At 43.6% G+C, this 25,761-nt stretch carries 18 protein-coding genes; 9 read left to right on the top strand and 9 right to left on the bottom strand.

The window, feature by feature from the left end; translation table 11 throughout:
- Window positions 1-29: 29 nt before the first annotated feature.
- The gene (locus H6F74_RS25435) at window positions 30-1,040 is read right to left on the bottom strand and encodes a permease (RefSeq protein WP_190444918.1); all 1,011 of its coding nucleotides are present in this window, start codon (window positions 1,038-1,040) and stop codon (window positions 30-32) included.
- Between the two features lie 292 nt (window positions 1,041-1,332).
- Between H6F74_RS25435 and H6F74_RS25440 the strand changes: the two genes are divergently transcribed.
- The 4 genes from H6F74_RS25440 to H6F74_RS25455 all read left to right on the top strand — a co-directional run bounded on the left by H6F74_RS25440 (window position 1,333) and on the right by H6F74_RS25455 (window position 10,899).
- Window positions 1,333-2,430, top strand: a complete 1,098-nt coding sequence (locus H6F74_RS25440) for a GGDEF domain-containing protein (RefSeq protein ID WP_199301632.1) — start codon at window positions 1,333-1,335, stop codon at window positions 2,428-2,430.
- A gap of 295 nt (window positions 2,431-2,725) precedes the next feature.
- The gene (locus H6F74_RS25445; RefSeq protein WP_190444919.1) at window positions 2,726-4,222 is read left to right on the top strand and encodes an ATP-binding protein; all 1,497 of its coding nucleotides are present in this window, start codon (window positions 2,726-2,728) and stop codon (window positions 4,220-4,222) included.
- Between the two features lie 216 nt (window positions 4,223-4,438).
- Window positions 4,439-5,905 (top strand): HAMP domain-containing sensor histidine kinase, encoded by a 1,467-nt coding sequence (locus H6F74_RS25450; protein WP_190444920.1) that lies wholly within the window; start codon window positions 4,439-4,441, stop codon window positions 5,903-5,905.
- A gap of 590 nt (window positions 5,906-6,495) precedes the next feature.
- Complete coding sequence (locus H6F74_RS25455) at window positions 6,496-10,899, top strand: PAS domain S-box protein (protein WP_190444921.1); 4,404 nt, start codon at window positions 6,496-6,498, stop codon at window positions 10,897-10,899.
- A 64-nt stretch (window positions 10,900-10,963) separates the two neighbouring features.
- Here H6F74_RS25455 and H6F74_RS25460 read toward each other — a convergent pair whose 3' ends face one another.
- Window positions 10,964-11,602: a L,D-transpeptidase gene (locus tag H6F74_RS25460; RefSeq protein WP_190444922.1), complete on the bottom strand. Its 639-nt coding sequence runs from the start codon at window positions 11,600-11,602 to the stop codon at window positions 10,964-10,966.
- Between the two features lie 288 nt (window positions 11,603-11,890).
- Between H6F74_RS25460 and H6F74_RS25465 the strand changes: the two genes are divergently transcribed.
- A complete protein-coding gene (locus H6F74_RS25465) occupies window positions 11,891-12,355 on the top strand; it encodes a hypothetical protein (RefSeq protein ID WP_190444923.1) in 465 nt (154 codons plus the stop codon).
- Window positions 12,356-12,520: 165 nt separating this feature from the next.
- Here the strand turns inward: H6F74_RS25465 and rimM are convergent, their stop codons facing one another.
- The 3 genes from rimM to H6F74_RS25480 all read right to left on the bottom strand — a co-directional run bounded on the left by rimM (window position 12,521) and on the right by H6F74_RS25480 (window position 15,929).
- Complete coding sequence (gene rimM, locus H6F74_RS25470) at window positions 12,521-13,174, bottom strand: ribosome maturation factor RimM (RefSeq protein ID WP_190444924.1); 654 nt, start codon at window positions 13,172-13,174, stop codon at window positions 12,521-12,523.
- Window positions 13,175-13,344: 170 nt separating this feature from the next.
- On the bottom strand, window positions 13,345-14,283 hold the full coding sequence (locus H6F74_RS25475) for a DUF4394 domain-containing protein (protein ID WP_190444925.1): 939 nt from the start codon (window positions 14,281-14,283) through the stop codon (window positions 13,345-13,347).
- A 359-nt stretch (window positions 14,284-14,642) separates the two neighbouring features.
- Window positions 14,643-15,929, bottom strand: a complete 1,287-nt coding sequence (locus H6F74_RS25480) for a valine--pyruvate transaminase (protein ID WP_190444926.1) — start codon at window positions 15,927-15,929, stop codon at window positions 14,643-14,645.
- 478 nt (window positions 15,930-16,407) lie between these two features.
- Between H6F74_RS25480 and glgP the strand changes: the two genes are divergently transcribed.
- The 3 genes from glgP to H6F74_RS25495 all read left to right on the top strand — a co-directional run bounded on the left by glgP (window position 16,408) and on the right by H6F74_RS25495 (window position 20,270).
- Window positions 16,408-18,603 carry an alpha-glucan family phosphorylase gene (glgP, locus tag H6F74_RS25485; protein WP_190444927.1) on the top strand — a complete coding sequence of 732 codons (2,196 nt, stop codon included), beginning with the start codon at window positions 16,408-16,410 and terminating at the stop codon, window positions 18,601-18,603.
- Between the two features lie 154 nt (window positions 18,604-18,757).
- On the top strand, window positions 18,758-19,564 hold the full coding sequence (locus H6F74_RS25490; protein ID WP_190444928.1) for a Tab2/Atab2 family RNA-binding protein: 807 nt from the start codon (window positions 18,758-18,760) through the stop codon (window positions 19,562-19,564).
- A gap of 331 nt (window positions 19,565-19,895) precedes the next feature.
- On the top strand, window positions 19,896-20,270 hold the full coding sequence (locus H6F74_RS25495) for a hypothetical protein (protein ID WP_190444929.1): 375 nt from the start codon (window positions 19,896-19,898) through the stop codon (window positions 20,268-20,270).
- Between the two features lie 35 nt (window positions 20,271-20,305).
- Here H6F74_RS25495 and H6F74_RS25500 read toward each other — a convergent pair whose 3' ends face one another.
- The 3 genes from H6F74_RS25500 to H6F74_RS25510 all read right to left on the bottom strand — a co-directional run bounded on the left by H6F74_RS25500 (window position 20,306) and on the right by H6F74_RS25510 (window position 23,045).
- On the bottom strand, window positions 20,306-21,610 hold the full coding sequence (locus tag H6F74_RS25500) for a response regulator (RefSeq protein WP_190444930.1): 1,305 nt from the start codon (window positions 21,608-21,610) through the stop codon (window positions 20,306-20,308).
- A 131-nt stretch (window positions 21,611-21,741) separates the two neighbouring features.
- Window positions 21,742-22,011 carry a hypothetical protein gene (locus tag H6F74_RS25505; protein WP_190444931.1) on the bottom strand — a complete coding sequence of 90 codons (270 nt, stop codon included), beginning with the start codon at window positions 22,009-22,011 and terminating at the stop codon, window positions 21,742-21,744.
- A 356-nt stretch (window positions 22,012-22,367) separates the two neighbouring features.
- Entirely contained in the window at window positions 22,368-23,045 is a 678-nt protein-coding gene (locus H6F74_RS25510) for a uracil-DNA glycosylase family protein (RefSeq protein WP_190444932.1), read from the bottom strand.
- Window positions 23,046-23,216: 171 nt separating this feature from the next.
- Here H6F74_RS25510 and H6F74_RS25515 point away from each other — a divergent pair, with 171 nt between their 5' ends.
- On the top strand, window positions 23,217-24,794 hold the full coding sequence (locus H6F74_RS25515; RefSeq protein ID WP_190444933.1) for a Na+/H+ antiporter: 1,578 nt from the start codon (window positions 23,217-23,219) through the stop codon (window positions 24,792-24,794).
- An 82-nt stretch (window positions 24,795-24,876) separates the two neighbouring features.
- Here the strand turns inward: H6F74_RS25515 and H6F74_RS25520 are convergent, their stop codons facing one another.
- A complete protein-coding gene (locus tag H6F74_RS25520; protein ID WP_190444934.1) occupies window positions 24,877-25,704 on the bottom strand; it encodes a hypothetical protein in 828 nt (275 codons plus the stop codon).
- Window positions 25,705-25,761 lie beyond the last annotated feature (57 nt).

Below are 25,761 nucleotides of genomic sequence, written 5' to 3' on the forward strand. Positions count from 1 at the left end.
CCTAGCCCCCAGCCCCCAGTTCCCTGACATCAGAAAAAGTAGGTATAAAACAAGGTAAAGATGAAAGTCAGTTGGGCGGCGAGTCCAAAGAGATAGAATACTGCTCTGGGTTTAAGAATTGATAACATCAATCCGATGCCTTTGAGGTCAATCATCGGGCCAAATACCAGAAAAGCTAGTAAAGATCCGCTGGTAAAAGCTGAGGCAAAGGAGAGGGCAAAAAAGGAATCTACCGTTGAACAAATCGACACCAGTGCAGCCAATACCATCATGGCGACGATAGAGGTAATTGGCCCTTGACCAAGACTTAGGATAAGTTCGCGGGGTGCGAGTACCTGAATAGCAGCTGCGATCGCACTTCCCAAAATTAACACACCTCCCAGTTCCCGCAGCTCCTGCACTGTATTATCTAGCAACATCCGCAGCTTGTAGGGTAGCGGTTTTGTGCTTATATTACCCCCCATTGTGTTGTCAAGAGCCACGGCATCCATTGGGGTCGGCCCGGACTGTCCCAGCCAAAACGTTCCCGATTGTAGCAAAGTGGGAGTTTTATCTTCCAGTCTTGATTTTGATTGGGGACGGGGTATGGCGCAAGCGATCGCTGGTTGCAGGATTGGTTTCAAATTACCCTGAACGCTGAATACGGAAGCAATGATGGTTGCGATCGCTAACGAAAACACTACGCGCAACACGACAATTTCCGGCTGATCTCGAAATGCCACCCAGGTAGACCAGATCACAATCGGATTGATTGTTGGCGCTGCTAGCAAAAACCCAATCGCTACTGGTGATGGCACCCCTTGAATCAGCAACCGTCGCGCTACTGGCACATTACCGCACTCGCACACTGGAAACAAGAAGCCTACACAGCTGCCCACAAAAGCCCCTAAAATTGGGTTCTTCGGCATAGCACCAATCAGCTTCCGCTCATCGATAAACAACAGCAGTATACCGGAGAGCAAAACCCCCACTAGCAAGAAAGGCATTGCCTCTACTAGCAAACTTAAAAACAAGGTGAAAGCGTTGTGCAGTTGATTCATGCTGTTGGTCGTGAGTAGCCTTTTCTAGCTTTTTGCGGCTGCCAAGCCATTTTAGCGGTAATTACTGTTGATTTGATGAATGTGGTATTCGACGAGGTACTGTTTCAATTGTTTCAGTTGTTGCTTTCAACATCCCAAACATATAAGTATTTTCCGCAACCGAAGAGAAATGTTGGTTCTCTAGATTACAAATTTATAGGTAATTTTGAGTAATTTCAGCATTTTTGCTGATGATGTATTTCTGATAACACTGTAAATTTACTCAAGACAGTAAGATATTTATAAAACATTTATGAATCAGGCTCAAGCTTTAAGACTGGATATCAGTTATCTAGGGCAACCTGACATGAATGCCCTTGGAGAACCGCCCTTGTCACTCCAGGTAAGCGATCGCTATTTATCTTTACAATCCACGCTTCTGGAACTATCACTGCACGATGGTCAGGTTGAAACCGATAAAATCGGCAGGGAGGTGGCTGGGGCTTTTAAAGCCAATCCTCTCCTTCCAGGCATCATCTTAAACCAGCAAGGTCGTTTGGCTGGGATGATTTCCCGACGGCGATTTTTAGAATTTATGAGTCGTCCCTACGGGTTAGAATTGTTTTCTCAGCGACCGATTGAGTGTTTATACCGAGCTGCTCAAACAGAAATGTTAAGTTTTTCAGGGGAAACACCGATCGTGACGGCGGCCCGTCGGTCTTTAGATCGACGCCCTGAGTTACTTGATGAACCGATTGTGGTAGAGGTCGCCCCGCAAGTTTACCGCTTATTGGATGTACATCAATTACTTCTAGCTCAGGCGCAAATTCACGAATTGGCAACCCAATTGGTGACTCAACTCTACAACCAGCTGGCAATTACAAACCAACAGTTACTACACCTGGCAAGTTCTGATAGCTTAACTGGAGTTGCCAACCGCCGCCGTTTTGATGAGTATTTCCTTTCTTGCTGGCAACAGAGGCAGGAAAATAGTTCTGGGCTATCCCTGATTCTGTGCGATGTTGACTTTTTCAAAAAGTATAACGATACCTACGGTCATCAAGCAGGTGATGACTGTTTGCGGCAGGTAGCTGCTGCCATTGAGCAAACGGTTAAGCGTCCGGAAGATTTGGTAGCACGTTACGGCGGGGAAGAATTTGCTGTAATTGTGCCGCACACGCCGCTTGCTGGTGCGGTTCATATTGCAGAATCTATTCAACAGGCAGTAAAAGCTTTGAAAATTCCCCATGCTTGTTCAGAGGTTAGCGAGTACGTCACCGTCAGTTTAGGTGTTGCCATCGGTTTTCCCAGTCCAGCTTTCTCACCATCAATGCTGGTTACGGCAGCTGACGAGATGCTGTACACAGCAAAGCTGGCTGGACGCGATCGCGTTAGCGTATGCAGCTTTTAGCATCTCTAGGCGTTATTTAAGCCATCGGCAATTTATTAAATGAAAAAATATTTTCTTTAATAAATATATAGTTAAACTTTAAATTACTTCAAGAAAAATTTTATATTTTAGTCTACAAAAATTAAATTATCTAATTAATTTATAAGTTAAGATTTGATTAAAATAAACTTTAGACTAGATTAAAAGTAAATAAATATTGTAGGAAAAATCTTTATTATATAAATTAGCAAAAATGAGTGCTATCGTAAAAATACGATATTATTAAAAAAATTGAAATAACTAACTCAGGGATCTTATGGTTAGTTGGCAAAAGTCCAAGTCCGAATTATCAATATTACCGGAATTCGCTACCAAAAAGCTGAGTTTGGAGTCAACCCTTCAAGAGCTGTCACTATACGATTTTCAAATAGAAGCCTCATGCCAGGGCAAGGAAGTTGCTCAGAGGTTTGAAGTTAACAAGCTGTTGCCGGGAGTCATTTTGACCACAGAAAATAAATTTGTGGGGATGATTTCGCGGGGACGATTTTTAGAACAAATGAGCCGCCCTTATGGGCTGGAACTATTTTTAAAACGCTCTCTAAAATCTCTATATGAATTTGCCGCAACAAATTTTTTAAAATTACCAGGCGATACGTTAATTGTGACGGCAGCAAAATTGTCTTTGCAGCGTCCACCTGAGTTACTAAATGAACCGATTGTAGTAGAGTTGGCGAATGGAGTGTATCGGTTAATAGACGTGCATCAATTACTGGTAGCTCAGTCTCAGATTCACGAACTGACAACTCAGCTTTTAGATGAGCAAACCCAAGCCCAAATGTTGCAAGCAGAAAAAATGGCGACTTTGGGGCGGATGGTTGCTGAAATTGCCCATGAAATTAAAAATCCTGTTAACTGCATTAATGGTAATTCCGCATTCATGTCAACTTACTGTCAAGACTTGATGCAGTTAGTGGCAGCTTATGAAGCAGAACCAAATATATCAGCTAAAATTGTTGACCTCAAAAAAGAAATTGAACTAGATTTTCTTTTGGAAGATTTGCCAAAGTTAATAGAAAGTATGAAAGTGAGCGCGGAGCGATTGACGAAAATCGTTAGCGGTCTACAAAACTTTTCTCACTTGGATGAAAATAAGCGTCAAACCGTTGATTTGCACGAATGTATTGAAAGTACCCTACTAATTTTAAATAATCCCTTGAAAAATGGCATTGAAGTAATTAAAAATTATGGGGATTTACCGCTTGTAAGTTGTTACTCAGGACAACTAAGCCAGGTGTTTATGAATATTATCAGCAATGCAATTGATGCTTTAGGGGAAGCAAAAAGTAAGGAAAACGCTCATCCCAATTTTCTCCCAGCAAAAAATTGGCACCCCCAGATCCAAATTACAACTGAAGTCTTAGAAACAAAAGATTCTGAATGGGTAGTAATTAAGATTTCGGATAATGGGCCTGGAATTAAGCCGGAGATTCAAAAGCGGATTTTCGAGACGTTTTTTACCACAAAGCCAGTAGGTAAGGGGACAGGGCTGGGGTTGGCTATAAGTAATCAAATTGTCACACAAAAGCATGGAGGTAAATTATTTGTGCGATCGCCTCGCTGGGATGCGGCTAATAACGCCTCCCCGTCTCGGTTGTACGCTGCTAATAGCGTCTCCTCCCATAGTGTTGGGGAGGGCGTTAGCAAAGTGGCGGCAAAGATAGCGACCTTAGAGCATCTAAACAGCGCAATGGGCATGGAAGATTCACAACCAAGTTTCGGCACCGAATTTGAGATCCTGCTGCCGCTTGTTTAATCGGCAGTAGCGCCAAATATATGTAAGGCAGGCTATATAAGCCTGACCTCATGCAACGCCGCAGGTTATAACTAACGCACCAAAGAATAATTGTAGAGAAAATATTCCCCGAAAGTAGTAGTTGGAATCAGCCCAAAGTACAGGTGAAAGGCTGCTGGAGATGATAATCTATGTTAATAGCTGAATCCAGCTTCTCTACTGCATTTTGGGCGTTGTGTGTTGGTATCAAATGGATTTATCTCACCTCCATCCTTGTCTCAGGGGAGCGATCGCGATCTCTCTACACAATCAACCCTGAGAGAGTTACCCCTGTACAATTTTCAAGTTAAGACCAGCTGCCAGGGTGTAGATGTCGCCCGCACTTTTGAGAAGCATCCCTTGCTACCTGGAGCAATCCTGATAGAACAGGGTAAGTTTGCAGGTATGATTTCGCGGCGACGGCTCTTGGAGTGCCTGCTTCGTCCTCATCGGCTAGAGTTATTTTTGCACAAACCCCTGCACGTTATCTACAGGTACGATCGCTCTGAGGTTTTAGTGCTTCCCGATAGTACGCCAATTCTGACAGCGACGCAGCAGGCACTGAAGCGATCGCCTGAACTTCGGGCAGAACCAATCGTGGTACAAGTGGGAGCATCTGACTATCGTTTGTTGGATGTTCAGGAATTGAACCTTGTTTCTTGGCAAATTCGAGGAATAGAAACTCAAGTACGCTACGAACGCATCCAAGCGCAGATGATTCAAAGTGAAAAAATGGCTAGTTTGGGGCGTTTGGTAGATGGATTAGTACACGAAATTTTAGATCCAGTAAGCTTTATTTGGGGAAACTTAACTTATGTCTCAACATACAGTAATAATTTACTAGAATTGCTGTCAGCTTATGAAATGTATTTTAGTGCCCCGCCTGAAGAAATTACTGACCTAAAAGAAGATATTGAGTTAGATTTTATCCAACAAGATTTTCCTAGAGCAATTGGCAGCATCCGCTCAGGAGCAGAACGCTTAAAAAAATTGGTATCTGGGTTACAAAACTTTTGCCATATTGATGATGTTTATCCTAAGCCTGCTGACTTACACGCTAATTTAGATAGTATTCTTTTGTTGTTAAAAAGTCGTCTGGCTAGCGAGATTGAGATTGTCAGAAATTATGGACATTTACCTCCAGTCCAATGTTACATTGGGCAACTGAACCAGGTTTTCATGAACATTCTCACAAATGCCATTGATGCGTTGATTGAACAGGCAGTCCGAGAGAAGTATTCCCAAGAGTTTAAAGGGGGAATTCCAGCAAATACCATACAAAAGCCTCGCATTGAAATCACTACAAAGGTGTTTTCTCGGACTTTTACTAATTCTAATCCGGGAATTTGCGATCTTCGCTGGGTTTCTATTCTGATTGCTGATAATGGGCCGGGAATGTCTCCGGAATTACAGCAGCAAATTCTTGAATCTTTTTCTGTGCAAAAACGTGCTACTAAAGAAACCAGTCTATCGCTAAGTTATGAAATCGTGACAGCAAAGCACGGGGGAGAATTTAAAATGCGATCGCGTAGCGTCTCCCAAGAAGAATCCCCTACTGTTAGCGATCGCCTATACGAAGCGGAATCACAAGTATCCGGAAATGAAAGCATAGAATCTCCTGTAAACAGCGGTACTGAATTTGAGATTCTGCTGCCCTTAGTATAACTTCGTAGGTTGGACTACCTGGTGGTGCTTTGTTTACCGCGCCCGTGGTTCGTGGGATTTGAGGCTTCCGCACTCTACCATTTTAACTAAGAGGATGTCTGAAAAGTCATAATCGAGACGCTTAGAGGGTGGAGATCCCCCTTGCATCCCCCTTTTTAAGGGGGACTAAGACTTAATTCTCCCCCCTTAAAAAGGGGGGTTGGGGGGATCAAGCTAACTTTTGACACTTCTGGGACATCCTCTAAACCTTTCTCAACAACTATAATCATTTGTTGGGTTGCGCTGTTGTACCGCTACGCCAAAGTAAGCTACAACCCCACCTACAATTATTTTAATTTATTACATAAACTATACTTGAAGTAGTTTTTCTGAATTATGCTAATACTAAAATATAAATAAACAACTACAGTTTTTGGCGCTTACATTATAAGTTTTTTCGGGGTTTTGGGAAGCCTTTGTAATAAATCTCAATTTTACCACTCAGGCAAATAACTTCCTTAAAATTATTTACTTCTGGATATTGGCAGTATACAAAACTAGAGGTAAAAGTTTGCCAATTTAAGACATTATCAATCAAAAATAAGGCATATATGCAGCCAACTCAAGACATCTTGCTTTATAACTTAATTAACGCTGCTTCCGGCTTTATTGTCGTTAAAGATAACCAGGGACGCTGGTTGATGGCAAATAACTACACACTAGAGCTATTTCGGTTATCAGGAGTAGATTATCAAGGTAAGACAAGCTTAGAACTAGCTGCATACACTGATGACAAAAGTCGCGCCGCTATTTTAGCTTGTGCTGCCTGTGATGAGAAAGTTTGGCGTGAAGGAACTGTCAGCCATAGCGAACAAGTGATTCAAGGTGGCGATGGGGAGATAAAGGTATTTGATATCAAAAAAACCCCGCTTTTCAACCCAGATGGCAGTCGCCAAAAGCTATTAGTTAATGGAAGCGACATTACTCGCGCCAAGCTTGCAGAACAAGCTTCTCAAGAGCGTGAACATCGGCTCCTACGCCAACAGACAGCACTTTTGGAACTGGCAAGTCGGAAATATGGGGAACTACAAGCGGCGTTGCGGGAAATTACAGAGGTGGCAGCGCGGACTCTTGGTGTAGAGCGGGTGAGCGTGTGGTTTTACAATCAAGACTGTTCCCAGATTTACTGCGCTGACTTATATGAATTGGGGAATGAGTGCCATTCAAACGGGATGAAATTGGCGGCGGCGGACTATCCTAATTACTTCGCTGCGATTAAACAAGAGCGGGTCATTGCAGCTAGCGATGCTCGTAACGATGTGCGTACATCTGAGTTGGGATCTTATCTGGATCTGGGCATTACCTCCATGTTGGATGCGCCGATTTCTGGATTTGGGGTAATCTGCCATGAACAGACGGGGACGGTTCGGGAGTGGGCGTTAGATGAGCAGAATTTTGCTTGCGCGATCGCGCAAATGGTGGTTTTGGCAATTGAAGAATGCGATCGCCAGCGAACTGAGTTAGCACTACGGGAGAGTGAAGTACGCTACCGCAACATTGTTGAGGATCAAACTGAACTAATTGTCAGGCTTTCACCTGACGGAAAGTTTACCTTAGTCAATGAGGCTTGCTGTCGCTATTTTGGCAAGCAGCGCCAGGAAATGATTGGCGATGACTTTCTGCAATACATTTTAGAAGAAGACAGAGAAAGGGTAGCAAAGCATTTCGCCGCTTTGAGTCGAGAAAACCCGGTGGCGATGATTGAACACAAAGTCATACTTTCTAATGGGGAAATTCGTACTCAGCAGTGGAGCGATCGCGCCATATTTGACCAGCAGGGATTGGTAGAGTTCCAGTCAGTAGGACGAGATATTACCGAGCGCAAGCAAACTGAAGAAGCCTTAAGAGAAAGCGAAGAAAAATACAAGGTTCTGTTTGAGACATTTCCTCTGGGAATTTCCATTACGGATAAAGCCGGAAATATCATTGAAGCCAATAAAGCATCTGAAAAAATTTTATGTATCTCTTCGGTAGAACATACAAATCGAACTTATGACTGCGAGGAATGGAAGATTGTTCGTCCTGATGGTACACCAATGCCAACAAACGAATTCCCTAGTGTGAAAGCATTAACTGAAAATCGAACTGTTGAAAATATAGAAATGGGGATTGTAAAAAATAATAAAGAAATCACCTGGATCAATGTTACAGCTACTCCTATTGTTCTAAAAAATTATGGAGTTGCTATCGCCTATACTGACATCACTGAGCGCAAAGCTATGGAGCAGGCTTTGCGGGAAAGTGAAGAGGGCTTGCGATCGCTTCTCAATAGTGCGCCTTTGTTACTTTGGACATCTGATACCAATGGGCTGTGTAACTTTTTCAATCAAGGTTGGCTGGACTTTACCGGACGCACCCTAGAAGAGGAAGTAGGCAATGGTTGGGTTCAAAACTTACATCCAGAAGATAGAGAATTACGTCTGGATACGTACTTGTCAGCTTTTGCGGCACGTCAGTGCTTTCTAATAGAATATCGCCTAAAACGTGCAGATGGAAATTATCGCTGGGTTGTGGATAAAGGTGTTCCTCGCTTTAGGAATGGAGGCTTCGAGGGTTATATTGGCTCGTGTTTTGACATCACGGAACGTAAGCAGGTAGAAGAATTTTTGAGAGCAAGCGAAGCTAAAAATCGCGCCCTTCTCGATGCTCTACCAGATTTAATGATGCGCGTTAGTAAGAAAGGCAAAATTTTGGAATGCAAAGCAGCGAAAGACATTTCTATGTTAATCGTTCCAGAGGCATTGGTTGGTAAAACCCTGTGGGATTTTTTGCCCCCAGAGGTAGCACAAGAAGGGATGACTTATATAGAGCGATCGCTCTCGTCTGGGGAAATTCAAACTTGGGAATGTCAAATTATTATTAATGATAGCGTGCGCGAATGTGAAGCTAGAATCGTCACCTGTTCTCAAGGCCGGGAAGAAGAAGTTTTAGCTATTATCCGCGATATCACCGAACGCAAGCAAGTAGAAGAAGCGTTACACCGACGCGAACAAGAATTTAGAGCGTTAGCTGAAAACGCGCCTGATATTATTACCCGGTTTGATAAACAACTGCGTCATCTCTACGTAAACCCAGCAGCTAGGAAGGCTTCTGGACTTTCTCCCCAGGCATTCATTGGGAAAACTAATCGAGAGTTGGGTATGCCTGATGAAATAGTATCTTTCTGGGAAAAAGCGATGCGGGACGTCTGGGAAACAGGCTGCGAAGGTAAGATAGAGTTTGAATTTTTAACACCCGATGGCTTAGCACATTATCAATCTAGAATAGTACCAGAATTTTCGGCAGATGGTTGTGTAGAATCCCTATTATGTGTTACTCGCGATATTAGCGATCGCATTGCTGCGGAAGAAGCACTAAAGAAATCAGAACAGAAACTTTCTCTCCACGTACAGCAAACTCCGTTAGCTGTAATTGAATGGAATATTAATTATGAAATTGTGGAATGGAACCCGTCCGCAGAAGCAATTTTTGGCTATAAAAAAAGTGAAATTATCGGTAGTACAGGCGAAATGATTGTGCCTGAAAATGCTAGAGAACACGTCAATAAAATTTGTTATAAGTTGCTAACAGGTAAGGGTGGTAATCGCAGCACTAACGAGAATATAACCAAAGATGGTAGAGCTATTATTTGTGATTGGTACAACACGTCTTTAGTGGCTCCCAATGGAGAAGTGATGGGCTTTGCCTCCCTAGCTCTGGATATCACAGATCGCGTGCGAGCAGAGGCAGCACTGCGCCAGCAGACACAGCGAGAACGACTGGTAGCAGCTATTACCCAACGAATTCGCCAATCGTTGAATTTGGAGGAGATTCTTAACACCGCAGTTACAGAGGTGCGGCAATTACTGGAATGCGATCGCGTTTTCATTTACCGCATTTGCTGTGGAAACAGGGGGAATGCGATCGCAGAAGCAGTGGTTCCTGAGTTGCCTAGTCTTCTAGGACAAACTTTTGATGAGGACGTTTTTCCACAAAGCTGCTACGAACGTTATAAAAACGGTCAGGTTCGCGTAATCGACAACCTGGAGAATGAGGTAGAACCTTGCCTGGTGGCATTTTTGCAACGTTTAGAGGTAAAGGCTGAACTAATATCGCCTCTGGTTCTGGAATCGGTTGGCTCAAGTTCTAATGAAGGAATTAGAAACTGTGAAGTAGGGACTAGGATAGAGAGGCGAAATTTCGGGGTTCAACAATTTTCTATACCTAATCACCAGTCACAAATCCCTAGTAAAGATGCCAATATATCGGCTTTGGTTACTGAAAAACCACAAGTTAATAGCGTTTCTCTTTGGGGATTGGTGATTGCTCATCAATGTAGTTCAGTACGGATTTGGCAACCGTTTGAAGTTAATTTGCTACAACAGCTGACGACTCAGATAGCGATCGCTATCCAGCAAGCACAACTATATCAACAGCTAGAGGAAGCCAACTATGAGTTACAGCGTTTAGCTTGCTTAGATGGCTTAACTCAGGTGGCAAATCGTCGTCGCTTTGACGAATATCTTGAGCGAGAGTGGCGGCGGTTGGCACGGGAAAAAGCACCGCTAGCTTTGATTATGTGCGATATCGACTTTTTTAAACTTTATAATGATAATTATGGTCATCAAGCGGGAGATAGCTGTTTGCAATTGGTCGCCGCTACTATTAGTCAGACACTGAAGCGTCCTGCGGATTTAGTGGCTCGATATGGAGGCGAAGAATTTGTGGTGATTTTGCCTTACACTAAGACCCAAGGAGCGCTAAAAGTAGCACAAGAAATACGCGATCGCATCCGAGAATTGCAGATTTTTCATGCTAAATCCCCAATAAGCCCATATATTACTTTGAGTTTAGGGGTCGCCGTTGTGGTTCCTCTTCCTGATTCCCCGGTTGAACTGATTCATACCGCCGATCTAGCGCTTTATGAGGCAAAAGCAGCTGGACGCGATCGCGCTATTCTAAAAACTTGCCACTGAACATATTTCCTAGTTCCCTTCTGCGATACAGGGAACGAAGAAATCCTCCGTCCCCAGTCGCCAATTAACGCTCTACTACTACAGGTGTGCCAATAGCTACCTGTGCATACAAAGCTAAAATATCTTTATTTCGCATTCGGATACATCCGTGAGAAACTGCTTGTCCGACTAGCTGTTCTTGAGGCGTTCCATGAAATCCAATAAAGTTTTTTCCGTCAGTCCAAAAACCTATCCATCTAGCTCCCAACGGATTATCTGCCCCAGGAGGGATGACTTTCCCAGACCAGGGGTGTTCCCAATATGGATTGCGTTGCATTGCTATAACTTTAAAGGTGCCTGTAGGTGTTTCCCAACCTGCTTTACCAACAGCAATTGGATAACTTCCTTTCACCTGCTTATCTCGATACACATAGACCTTGCGATCGCTTAATTTGATCACCAACTGAGTATCGGTCAGGGTACTTGTAGGGGACGCTTCCTCAATAGGAAGATATAGAGATGGTGAACCCAAAGGAGGCAATTTTGGTTCTGTAACAGGTGACAATTCCAGAAGAGGATTTCCCTCGTTAGTAGTTGCTGCACCTTCTTTTGTTGTCACTTGGGCAGAAACCTGTTGTCCCAGTGACAGCGCTACAATTGTTACACTTAAATAGAAAAGTTTAAAACTTTGAAGTAGCGATTTGCCTCTAATAATTGCTGCCATTTCTTGCCTCTACTCTACGACTACTATCAAATCTTGTTTCAGAGCCAATAAATCAAACAAAAGCAGACAAATTTAATTTTATCCCTAATTTATCCCGGCGGTCAGTTTTTTTAAAACTAAGCGATTAATATTTGTACTACTAATGACCTATACATTCAGGTAGATTTCCATTAAAACAAAGATGGCTAGTATTTGGGAGATTAACTTGCCATGAATCAATTCATTGTCGAATAGGATTTGTACCGATAGTTGGCTTTGTTACTAAAAAATTTTCGAGGAGAGAGTGGAATGCGTCTTCAAAAAACGAAAGTAATGACAGGTACGATGTTAACACTGTTGCTCTCCGGAGTATCAGTATTTCCAGCGATCGCGCAATCACCAGCCTCAACACAGTCTCCAGGCCAAACGCCGATGACTCCAGCTGGACAGCAAATGAACCAAACGCCAATGACTCCAGCTGGGCAGCAGATGAACCAAACGCCGATGACTCCAGCTGGGCAGCAGATGGATCGAATGCAGACGAATCCAGCCGGACAGCAGATGGATCAAATGCAAACCGAGCAAGAGGGAACTACAGATTCTACCCGCACCAATAGAATCCGTCGGGAACAAGAGATTCAGCAGCGCCGGACAATTGAAACTACACCAGTTCCCAGACCCACCAACACTCAGACCGAACCTACAATAACTGAGCCTGTGGATACTACACCAGATGCTACCCAAAATACAGCTCCTGTAAGAGCGCTTTGGTAACTTTGTACCACTGTTTGACAATTGATTCAATGATTCAACATTATTGAACAACGTAGCGATGTCGTTCTCTGGAGCGACATTTTTCATTTTGGGAATGCGATCGCACTGTGACATCTAAACATAATTAACTTCTTCCCATTGGGAAGAAGTTAATCGATTAGGCACCTAAACGTCCAGCAATCCTGGAGGCGGCGTAATCTCAATTCGTCCAGCTTGCAAGTCTACCACTGGCACAATCTCTTTCACAAACGGGATCAAGAGGTTGATTGGCTGTGGCGGCTTGGGACGGATTTTTTTGATTTTACTGGTTCTGGTGATTTCCCCTTTGCTGGGTTTATCCGTTTCCTCAACTGAGGGAACTGCTGACTCGTGCCGCTTCACTTCTAGTAGAGTGTTACCAGCAGCGATCGCATTCACCACAACACCAAGATTTTCTCCGGTGGGTTGGTCGATCACTTCCAAACCAATCAAGTCCATAATATGAAATTCGTCTTCTTCCAGGGTTGGGCGATCGCTTGCCCTCACCAGTAACTTACAACCTTGCAACGCCTCGGCTTGGTTTCGATCATCTACGCCCGTCAGTTGCACGACGTATATCTTTTTACCGGGAATATACCGTCCTGTCACTAATTCCACTGGTTGCAGTTCCGTTTCCCCCGGCCGCAACAGCCAACGCACTCCGGGTTCCTCAAAGCGTTCCGGAAAGTCCGAGTCAGGATAAACTCGTAACTCGCCCTTCAACCCTTGTGCTGCAACAATTGTACCGACTTCTAGCCAGTCATCGGGTGAGAAATTTTCTTTAGGTGAGCTGCTTGTCAATTCCAACGTTCTCTACTTCTTAGCTATTAAAATATTATAATTTTGAAGTTTGTTTTGGTAACAATTTTATCTAACATCAATTGATATTATAACATTTCTCTCTTGATACTTTTAAAAAAATTAGGAGTTATTAATTTAAAACTAATAACTCCTAATTCTCCCAACCTATACTAACTAAGCGACTTGACGCTGCGGCGGCGACGGAATAAGCCAAGAAGACCGAACCCAATTAAAGAGCTAGTAACAGCAGGTTCAGGAACTTGGGTAGCAGCAAGACCGACAATATTGCCGGAATCAGCACTACTGAACGTCCCCAAAGTTGTAGCAGCACCAGTAGTCAAATTGATGTTGTAGATATTGGAACCGGAAGCTGCATAGGCAGTATTCGCTCCACTAGCAGGAGAGAAAATGTCAAAGCCTCCGGTGGAACCAAAGTCAATGCCCAAGGAACCGATTGTAGTTAAGGTTCCGTTATTGGGAGGACTCTGCAAAACTAAGGTGTCAAGATCAGCATCAATCCCAAACAGCTGAGTTGTCCGAGCTGGGGAGGGCGCTCCCGCGAAGGAATTAGTGTAAGCCGCAGCTGTGATACTAGGGTTAGCTCCTTGGTTGGCATCTCCAGCTGCATAGGCTAAGTTTCTATCTGGTTGAGTACCTGGAGTGAGGAGATCAAAATCTGCAACAGCACCTGTATCCACGTTGAGGCGGAAGTTTTGGTCATTGCTAGCCACAAGCCGTAGGCGGTCTACTACTGGGTTGAAGTCCACTCCTGATTCGATTCCTCCACTGAAGGGAAGGGAGAGTGTACTGACAAAAGTTGCGGCACCTGTGGAGGAGTCAATGGTGTAGATTTTGTTAGTGCTGGAGATACCGTAGAGCTGACGGTCAGCTGGACGAAGGTCAATGCCTAGTAGGGTGCCATCAACTCCAGTGACACCAACAGTTTTCTTGACCTGAGAAAAGTTGTTATTGAAGAAAACAAGGGTGTTACTGTCGTTTAAACCGATTAGCTGGAGGGTTGCTGCCTCAGCTGTGGCAACATCAAGCAAATTTAACACTGTTGCTGCTGCGATCGCACTGAGGACTGTACCAAACTTATTAAACTTCATGGGAATATCTCCTGATAATTTCTCAAAGCTGGAGAGCGAAATTTAGACAACCCTGCAAAGCAGCGTAAATCTACGTAGCTTTCCAACCGTCCTGCTCTAGAGTACGCAGAAGTTCCCAGTACGGTTTTTTCTCAAGAGCTAGTTTTACCTAATCTTTAAATTAGCCGTCCTTTTTTGGCATATTTATGAAATTTTGATGAAGAAATAGTCGAAACTACGGATAGTAGAAATACACCAAGCTAAAAGTAGAAACTCGCTATAGCAATCCTATTTAAGTTGTGAATGACTATTCGCCCTGTAGGACACGGCACTGCCGTGTCCCTACAGAGGTTCACGAATCATTTAGGATTGCTATACAATTATTTTGAACTTAGGGCTGCCTTCTGATAAACCTGTTCTACCACCTTAGCCAAACGCTGCATTCCAGTTTCAATTTCCGGATCTGTAGCCGTGAGACTGATGCGGATACACTGTTGCTTGTGCGCCCATTCTTCTCGCAAACCAGGGAAGAAGGAACTACCGGGTACAACAATTACACCTACCTGTTTGAGTTGCTGATAGAATTCCCAGTCAGTAATTGGTAAATCTTCCAACCACAACCAAGCAAAGATTGCTCCTTCGCCGCGATGCAAAAACCAAGGTAAATCCTTGGGCATTGAACTGTCTAAAGTGTTTTCTACTACATCAAATTTTTTCTGATAGTATGGGCGAATCACATTTGTAGCGATATCTGCAAGAGTACCGCTTTCAATGGCACGGGCCGCGATCGCTTGTCCATACCGAGACGAATGGATACACATATTCGTCTGGAAACACTCCAGCACTTGAATCATCCGCTCATCCCCAATCGCAATCCCAATCCGCTCTCCCGGTAAACCCGCCTTCGATAAGCTCATGCAGTGCAGGATATTATCGCCAAACAACGGGGTCATCTCTGTAAAATTTAATGCCGGGAAAGGTGGTGCATACGCAGAATCTATCAACACAGGTACATTGTAAGGCGCAGCCAAAGCCGCAATTTTGCGAACCTCATCATCTGTCAGCACGTTGCCCGTAGGATTGCAGGGACGAGAGAATAAAACGCAACCAGTATTCTCAGTAATGGTCAGTTGGCTAAAGTCCGGGCGATACTTGAATCTGTGAGCAGGGGCATCAATATCCAAAGCAGGCTTATAGGCAAATAACGCCTCTGGCACCAAAGTAATCCCACCGTAACCCGTATAATCTGGACTCAGCGGGAGAATAATTTGCTTGAGTTCGCCGCTGGTAGTGTAACCCCCAAAGGCATTAGCAGCAAAGAAATACAGAGTTTGGCTGCCTGGAGTAATTAATACATTCCGAGCAGTCAACTTCAATCCATAGCGACGATTAAAATCGTTAACCACCGCGTCAATCAAAGGCTGATATCCTTGACTTGAGCCGTAACGACAAACTACCTCGCCGTAATCTGAACTGGACAGCAATTCTGTGGTATAGTCCCGCCACAATTGCTCAACTTCCGGCAAAATCACCGGATTTCCAGCGCTTAAATTGATAAATTCCTGCCCACTACCTGCTTGCAAAGTTTCAATAATGTCCTTCATAATGGCGCGAACACCAGTTAAACGAGACATCTGATCGCCAAATTGAGTCAGGGCAGGGTTCATAGTCAGCGGTAAAGGGTAATTGGGAAAAAGGTAAGGGTTTTATCCCTAATACCAATTTAACTGCAAATGCCCCAGGACTATATGTAGAACTACTTCTCTTTCCGTTGTTTCCTCCCTTGGTATCCTAAGCGCAGATCCCAGCAACGCGGCGTTGAGGTTCATGATTCCTCGTTCTCCCTTCCATGAGCAAGGACAAAATTGCTGAAAAATCGGATTAATTTTATGTGAAGTATCTTAAATTTGCCTTAAAAAACAATAAACAGTGTAAAAAATAACTTTTTGTCCTGGTAAATTTGGCAAGCTATAACTCATTCCTGATACGGTTATATTCTCAACCGTGAATACTCCTATCCCGATTCAGTATATGAGTGTGAGCCGAACGAGAAATAACGAGATCGGGATTGGCCTAATCTGAAACCTATCTTCACTCTCGTTTCTCGTGAAGAATAAGCCTGCTACCGTGAATTAAATCGAATTTATGACAACAATTGAGACGCTGCGAGCAAAGCTACCATTCCCACTGAAACGACTAGCAGATTTGGCATACAACTACTGGTGGAGTTGGAGTTGCGATCGCACATCCCTATTCCAGAATATCAACCCCGACGAATGGCAGCGCTGCGGACACAACCCCGTTGCCATTCTGGAATCTGCCTCCTACGTGCGACTCACTCAACTAGCGAAAGAACCAGCATATATCAAGCGGGTGAAAGCACTAGCCGATCAACTCGACCGCTACCTGGCAGAAAAATCGCCTTGGGCTAGTCGCGTCGCCCCGCAAATCTCCCCAGAACGACCAGTAGCCTATTTCTGCGCCGAATTTGGCATCCACGAATCCTTACCCATCTACTCCGGCGGCTTAGGAATCTTAGCAGGCGACCACCTCAAATCTGCCTCAGATTTAGGCGTGCCAATGGTAGGCATCGGCTTAATGTACCGCCAAGGCTACTTCCGGCAACGGTTAAATCGGGGCGGTTGGCAAGAAGACTACTATGTTGACAATCACTTTGACCAGATGCCCCTAGAGTTGATGAAAAATCAGCAAGGGGAACCCATCACAATTGAGATGGAAATCCGGCAACGCATAGTCAAAGCACAAATTTGGTTAGCGCGAGTCGGGCGAGTTAAACTTTACCTACTCGATAGCGATCGCCATGACAACGACCCGATAGACCGCTGGTTAACGGGACACTTGTACGGTGGCAACCAAGAAACGCGCATCGCCCAAGAAGTAATGCTGGGAATTGGCGGTGTCCGGGCGCTGGAGGCATTGGGCATCACTCCTTCCGTGTATCACCTGAACGAAGGTCACGCGGCATTCTGCACCTTGGAGATAGCGCGGCAAGAAATTCAGCGTAGCGGCAAGTCTTTCTATGATATCGAAGCTGACGTGCGGGAAGCTTGTGTCTTCACCACTCACACCCCCGTTCCCGCAGGTCACGATGTCTTCTCCTCAGACCTGATGGATTCTTACTTCGCCCACTACTGGCCGACACTAGGCTTGTCTCGCGAACAATTCCTGGCACTCGGTGCAAGACGACTAGGCGATCCTTGGGAACCCTTTGGCATGACCGTCTTAGCCTTACGGATGTGTCGCACTGCTAACGGCGTTAGCGAACTCCACGGGGAAGTCTCCCGCAAGATGTGGAATATTCTCTACCCAGACCGCAAAGAAGACAAAGTACCAATTGCTCACATCACCAATGGTGTCCATGCGCGTACTTGGACAGCACCCCTAATTAGCGATTTGTATTCCCAGTACCTGGGTGAAGATTGGTCAACCCGCATGGTTGATCCCAAAACGTGGGAAAAAGTAGACGAAATTCCCGATGAAGAAATCTGGTGGCGGCACCAAGTTCTCAAAGAGCGCCTGATTGCCCACACCCGCGCTAAGGTGAAAATGTCAAGGCAAAATCGCGGTGAAGAACAATTCCGCATTGATGCCGTTGACAAGCTGCTAGACCCCAACGTGCTAACTATCGGATTTGCCCGACGCTTCAGCCCATACAAGCGGGGTGACTTGCTAATGCGGGATGCAGAACGCGCCTTGAGGATTTTTGGCAATTCCGAAAAACCTGTGCAAATCGTCTTTGCAGGGAAAGCGCACCCCGCCGACGAAGAAGGCAAGCGGATTATCCAGCGGTTGATGGAATGGTGTAAGCACCCAGATATTCTCAACCGAGTTGCCTTAGTTGAAGACTACGACATCTACACAGGGCAAAAACTGGTGCAAGGTGTCGATGTTTGGCTAAATAACCCGCGTCGCCCTCTGGAAGCCTCCGGTACGAGTGGGCAGAAAGTCTGCTTCAACGGCGGTATCAATTGCAGTGTCCTCGACGGTTGGTGGTGCGAAGGCTATCAAGCTGATGCTAATGGAAAAGGCACCAACGGTTGGGCAATTGGTGAAGATGCCCACACCAGCGACCAAGAGTTGCAAGACCGGATTGATTCTGAATCTCTCTATCGGTTACTGGAAGAGGAAATTGTTCCTTTGTACTATGACCAAGATGAGAATGGAGTTCCCCATCGTTGGATTGGGATGATGAAAGCGTCGATTAAGACAAATTCGCCGCTGTTCAACACTGACCGAATGATTGCGGACTACGTTACTCAAGTGTACGCGCCGGGAACTTCAGTGGGTGTTGAACCAATTCTGGCGAGTGTTATAGCATAGTTTTTCCAGTCTCAGCCTAGTTTTAATTCCACACTTCACGTCTTGAGGTTTGAATTAACTGAGTTTTGAGCTATTAGTAGGGTGGGCTGTGTCCACTCTACTTTTTTTTTTGAACCGCAAAGACGCTATAGGGCGCGAAGGAAGAGGTATTAAGATGGGTCGGGTTTGGCAAGCTGATTTTTATCGGTGTCCTCGCAAGGATGAAAAAGGGCAGGTGTTGTGGGAGTTGTTGATTTGTGACTCTAGCCGCAGCTTTACCTATGAGGCGCTGTGTCCCCAGTCGGAAGCGAATGCCAGCTGGTTAGCTGACCAGTTGCAACAAGCTGCTAATGGTAAGCTGCCGGAAGTTATCCAAGTTTTTCGTCCCCAGTCGTTGAGTTTACTTGAGGCGGCGGGGCGAAAGTTGGGTGTTAAGGTGGAACCGACTCGACGCACCTATGCTTTAAAAAAATTGTTGCAGGAGGCGCAACAATCTCTCTCGCCTCTCGACAAACCGCCGCCGTTGCCATTGCCAGAAAACCTTTGGGGGGAGCAATGGCGATTTGCTACGCTTCCTGCGGGAAATTTAGAGGAAGCTTTTGCAGAACGTCCGATTCCAGTTCTGGAGATGCCAGAATTTCTCTTACCTATCAATTTGGGTTTAGCGTCAACAGTTCCAGTTCCGGGCGTGGCGATTTATGGTGGTCGTCAATCAATGCGTTTGGCGCGTTGGTTACAAGATGCCCGTCCTGTTTCTCTCAACTACATCGCTGGTGCGCCTGATGGTTTGATATTAGAAGCTGGATTGATTGACCGTTGGGTTGTTGCTACTTTTGAAGATAAAGAAGTTGCCGACTCTGCCCAAATGTTTGAAAGGCGCAAACAACAAAGCCGAGGATTGCATTTTTTGCTGGTGCAACCTGATGATTCGGGGATGACTTATAGCGGTTTCTGGTTGTTGCAAGCAGAAAATGTTGATTGAAAGATTATTTTATTGGGCGCGATCGCAAGCTATCTAACCACAGATAGATGAACGTTTTATTTCCGTTTTTAAGGGAAATATTTAATGAATTTCAGTGTTTATGGGAACCTGCCAATTAAGTATTAAATTATCAGAATTGGCTAGGCTGCCTTGCAGAAGGCAACCCAGCGCGAAAAATTGAGTGAGGTATTTCAACTCAAACTACAAACGTAGTAATTTTGAAGTGTTACTCGGCGTAAGTTGAGAGTAAGGAACTTAATTTAACAGTAATCAGTCAAGGCGATTTAAGAAACCATAGGTTTCAGTTTCCAACTAGGAAGTGAGGAAAACCATGAAAGTTCTAAATGGAATTGCTTTGTTATTTGTAGGTTTAACACCTGTTATATGGTTAACCTGTTTTACAGAAAGTTATTTTTCACTTAATCCTTTAATTGACACAATAGTGCCTCCCGGATTTACAGAAGCAAAATTTGCCAGTATAAAAATAGGAATGCTCAAAGATGAGGTTTTGAAAATATTGCCGCCACCCACATCTAGCACTTCTACAAATTGTTATATTTTTAGACCGAATAAAAAATATAATTGCTGGTATTATGGCAATGATGGAGCAGCTTTCGTGGGTGATTTTGCTTGGATTAATTTTGAAATAGCTTTTGATAAAGAAGGCAAAGTTATCAAGACAAACCGCTACGTTAACGCCGATTAATAGATAGTTCTAAACGCCACACAATTGAGTTGCTATCAATCAATAATCTCATCCTTAACTGGAAGCGCGATCGCAAACTCTGAACCTTGTCCTGATATTGATTTTACCTCCAGGGTTCCCCCATGCTTGTCTACCACAATTTGGCGGACAATCGATAATCCTAATCCCGTTCCTTTCCCCACGGCTTTAGTTGTAAAGAACTGGTCAAAAACTTTTTTCTTCGTATCCTCTGACATTCCTGCTCCATTATCTATAATCTTAATTACCACACCACTACCATCTTCAGTTAGGTTTGTGTGGATCGCGATTTGATTAGGATATGCTTTAATTTCCTCAAAAGAACGTTCTTGATTGGCTTCTTCTATGGCATCAATCGCATTTGCCAGCAGATTCATAAACACTTGGTTTATCTGTCCGGGATAACACTCTATATTGGGCAAACAGCCATATTCTTTAATCATCACAATATCGGGACGCTTTTCATTAGCTTTCAACCGATGTTGCAAAATCAAAATGGTGCTATCTATCCCCTCATGAATATTAAAAAAAACTTTGCGATCGCTATCTGTTCTAGAGAAAATTCTGATAGAGTTGCTAATATGGCGAATGCGTTCCGTTCCCTGTTGCATAGAACCGATGATTTTCGGTAAGTCTGTCAACAGATACTCTAAGTCAATATCTTCCGCATCCTCTAAAATTTTTACTCCTGGCTGAGAAAACTCTTGCTGATAAAGTTGTAAATGATGAACTAAAGCTTTAAAGTATTCTTCAGTATGCTCTAAATTAGCGGAAATAAATCCCACAGGATTATTGATTTCGTGGGCAATTCCTGCTACTAACTGACCAAGGGCAGACATTTTTTCTCGCTGGACGAGTTTGATTTGAGACTCTTGTAAGTCTTCTAATGCCAGGGAAAGTTCCGCTGTTCGTTCTACAACTTTTTGTTCTAAATTTTTTGTCAAATTTCGCAATTCTAAATGAGTTTTGACCCTAGCTAATAATTCCTCCTCTTGAAAGGGTTTGGTGATGTAATCCACTGCCCCCAAACTTAGACCTTTTACCTTACTATCTGTATCGGAAAGGGCAGTCATAAAAATAACTGGAATATCGCAGGTGGCGGCATTTTCTTTCAAGCGCTTACAGGTTTCAAAGCCGTTTATTCCTGGCATCATCACATCTAATAGAATCAAATCTGGCAAGCTATATTGAATCTGCTTCAGTGCCATTTCGCCATTTATAGCTGTAGCAACTTCAAAGCCTACATCAGTTAACGCCTCAGATATTAATTGTAGATTAGTAGGAGTATCATCAACTACTAAAATAACATCAGATTTTTGCATATGCGATTATTGCACTCCTGTTAATCTATATATTGATTAAATATTTTATTTCTTTCTGCATAAAAGCTCTTAGTTAAATGCACAATCGGCTGGATAAATGGATCATATTTTACGTCTAATTGCTCTATTTTTTAGCTTCTTCTAGCAGTTATTTCAAACGAACCTGCTGGGCAAGGTTCAGGGCTAACCAGCGATATATGCGTGTATTCCTTCAGCCACTTAACTTCTAATTTTAAGTAAGAACCTGTCACAGACCAAACCATAGTCCGAATTATTGGAGTGTTAGCAATTGTTTCTATTTCAGCCAGCCGAGTTGCTAACCATCCGTCGATTTCATCAACCTCTTGCTGTACTTTCAGAAGATCATTTTGCTTTAAATTATCCAGAATCAAGTTACGCACAACTTCATAGCTGTAATAAGCAAATAGGCTGAATTCTAAAGTTATGCTGTCAATAATCAGGCTTACCCTAAAATTACAATATCAGCGCGATTTCACATTATGACATTGCCATAATTGAGTTAGCATTGCCAATTTTATAGGTTGATTAAGTTGCTGATTTACAACCATAAATTCAGGCAAATAATGGGGTTTTAGATAATATCAGTGGCTGTTTGCCTGACAAATTTCCGGTAATAAAGCTACAAAATAAGCATAAAATCAACCAAAAGTAACTTGTGTTAGTACAATAAGTATGATACCAAAAGAAACCTAATCAAGAATTGACAGAAATCACACAAATTGCTGAAGGGGATCACTTACGGCAATATTTCAGCAAGTCGATCTTGAAGTAATTGGGGAAATTGGGCGTAGTATTTTTGATTGAGTGGGGAAGGATGAGGCAATGGCAATAGCGTCACGGGACGTTGATGTAAGTTACCTTCAGTGTCCTTCGCCTGAAGCGTAACTTGAATGCTGGTAGAGTAGCGATCGCTTCTTGCAAAAAACTGCTTCAATTCACCCTTAGCAGCATAAGGGGCAAACCAGTTAAACGCTTCATTCCCCAGCGTAATAATTTTATCTCCTTGCCAATGCAATACCAAAAATCGCTCTAAAAACGGGCGAAATCGTTTTTTCACAGCCTCAGTGTATGCTTTGTTACCCGGTGGTTTGTAAGGCACCGTATTCGTAAGTAAAACCCGATCTAGGACAACTTGTAAATCAGTATCCTTATTGGGTTCGGTGGCTGCGATCGCACGGTACAAACCTCGACGCACAAAGCCACCAGCAGCACCATAAAGCGGTTGACCTGCCCGCACTTCATCTTTTCCCAAATCGCGGGCAAAAAAGCACAGATGGCTCTCCAGATTGCCTGCATAGAGAATTGGCTGCGTAGGCTCCAAATTCGCTGCCTGATAAACTGGTTCATCGACGGGAAATGTTTCCCGTTGCGCTTCCTGCTGGATATCTGCAATTAATTGTTTAATGTCTGACATAACGTCTTTTCTTCCTTAAGATAGATGCAATAAATTGTGTCTACGAAAAAGTACATATCTTTAATGATACGATGTTGGAAATTCAACAGAGTATCCTATACAACCTCTAGATTGAAGGGTAAATTAAAAGCTACAGTGTTTTAGCTGCTAATTACGAATTTGGAGTTTCCTATGGTGATAGAAACTACCCTAGACGAAGCTTCCATTAAGCAAAGTCTGGAACAATTTCTGCTGGTGTTGTCTGTTTCGTTGACTGTGGCGACACTCTCGCGGATTTTCAGTTGGTTACGCCAAATTCCCTACACATTGCTGCTGGTGATTGTCGGGTTATTCCTAGCGTTTGTAGATGTACGGCTGGTGAACCTGTCGCCACAATTGATTCTAGAGATTTTTTTGCCTCCTCTGCTGTTTGAAGCTGCCTGGAATATCCGCTGGCGAGACTTGAAGGATGATTTATTTCCAGTCACTTTGTTTGCCATCGTCGGTGTCATCATTTCGGTTATCGGAATTGCATTTCCCCTCAATTGGCTGACTGGACTTCCTCTTACAACTGCCCTCCTTGTCGGTGCTTGTTTATCTGCTACTGATCCCGTTTCCGTAGTAGCTTTGTTTCGGGAACTGGGTGCTGGCAAACGCTTAACAATGTTGATGGAGGGAGAGAGTTTATTTAATGATGGCGTGGCGGTGGTGGCGTTTACGTTGCTAGTGGGAATCCCTCTGGGAACCAATGAGTTTGCAATAGACACTACAGTTGCTAGTTTTTTAGTATTTGTTGGTGTTGGGATTGGAATTGGCAGCTTAGTTGGTTTTGGAATTTCCTACCTTACGCAACGTTTTGACTTGCCATTAGTAGAACAATCACTCACTCTTGTTTCCGCTTACGGCACTTATTTGATAACAGAAGAATTGGGTGGTTCTGGTGTAATTGGGGTTGTCACAGTTGGCGTAATTTTGGGTAACTTTGGCTCCCGCATTGGTATGAACCCGCGCACCCGGTTACTGGTATCTGAGTTTTGGGAATTTTTAGCATTTTTTGTAAATTCCATCGTTTTTCTTTTGATTGGTGATCAAATCCGCTACTCGCGTCTAGTGGAGAATTTTGGTCTAATTGCAGTAACAATTGGGGCAGTGCTGCTAACCAGAGCTGTTGCTATCTATGGACTCAGTGCCTTGAGCAATTGGCTAGTTAAATCACAAATAGGTTGGCGAGATCAAACAATACTTTGGTGGGGTGGTTTAAGAGGCTCAGTTTCAATTGCCTTAGCGGTAAGTGTACCCATTATCTTACCAGGAAGAGACGAAATTATTGATATGGTGTTTGGCGTTGTGTTGTTTACTTTGTTAGTTCAAGGTTTGACAACTCAGTGGTTTTTGGAAAGATTAGGGTTGGTTGGAGATCAGCCGCTACGCCAGCGATATTCAGAGGCAATTGCCCGTCGCATCGCCTTAAATCGAGTGTTGAATTATTTATTGGAAGCTGGCAAAGAATCAGAAATCGATCCGGAGTTTTATCGTTACGAGTTAAATCTGGTTCAAGGACAACTCAAGGGTATTGAGGAGGAAATTGAGAAGCTGCAAAATCAATATCCTGAGTTGCGATCGCTTAATATGGAACAACTGCGAGAAAAACTCTTAGATATTGAAGCCGACACCTACGCCGAACTTATCCGTGCAGGACGTTTGAATAATCAACTATCACCCGTATTGCAGGAAATTCTAGCTGAATCAACAGACGATGAAAGAAAATAACGTGGGGTGCGATCGCACCCCATAACAAAACCCTTGTTTCCCTTCTTCCTTCCCCGCTTCGCGGTTTGTTTATAACATCGAATCAGCACCATAATTCTTGCTGCTTTTTCTTCATACTCTTTAGATGACGCATGACAACTGCAAAAGGATTGATGCCGTGTAATATTAGCAAAGTCATCCAGCAAATTGCCTTAATTTTACTAAAAGCTGTAGGTCGAGTTAACCACTCGTGAATCGCAATTCTAGCTTCATCTAGAAATCCGTCATACTCTTGTAAAATCGGAGCATCATGAAATACTGGCGCTTTTATTCCGTGAATGCCGCTTACCATGTATCTTCCCATCTGGATTCTTTCTAGTTGAGCAACCTCAAGATGGTATAAATCGTGATAATGAATCCGAATATTTCGGACTTTCACAGGCTCTTTCCTTACTTTAATCGGAATTAAGCTAATACAGCCAAGTTTTTTCTTTAATCTGACAATTAGAGGATTTGTTGTGCATACTGCTAAACACAACCTTACCCACGCGATATGATATCGAAATAAAGAAAATTTGTGTTGATTATCAAGAGAAAAATATTTTTGATTAACTTGACTCGCGCCTACGGTTAACTCGTAGTCTATATGACTAGGGACTAGAAACTGATCCTTTAATAATAGGAACGAATAATAAGGAACTTCGCTATTATCGTCCTGGAATTCCAGACACTCTTTTAATCGTCGCTTTAAGTTGCATTGATATTGATAAAAAGTGTTTGCTTCTAAGCGATCGCGTCTTTTATAAATAACATAACCGCGTAACAATATTTGCTTCAGGCGACGCTCAAAACGCGGATCTCTGTTAGCAGTTGTCTTCATCAACAAGGCCATAGTTAAAGCCTCTTTTTGCCGCTTTGAGAGTTGTTCCATAGCTTTTCCTGAAAAATATATTTTCCTTTCAGGTAAGATATTGTAGGTGTATCTCCC

The sequence above is a fragment of the Trichocoleus sp. FACHB-90 genome, assembly GCF_014695505.1.
Classification (GTDB): domain Bacteria; phylum Cyanobacteriota; class Cyanobacteriia; order Cyanobacteriales; family FACHB-T130; genus Funiculus; species Funiculus sociatus.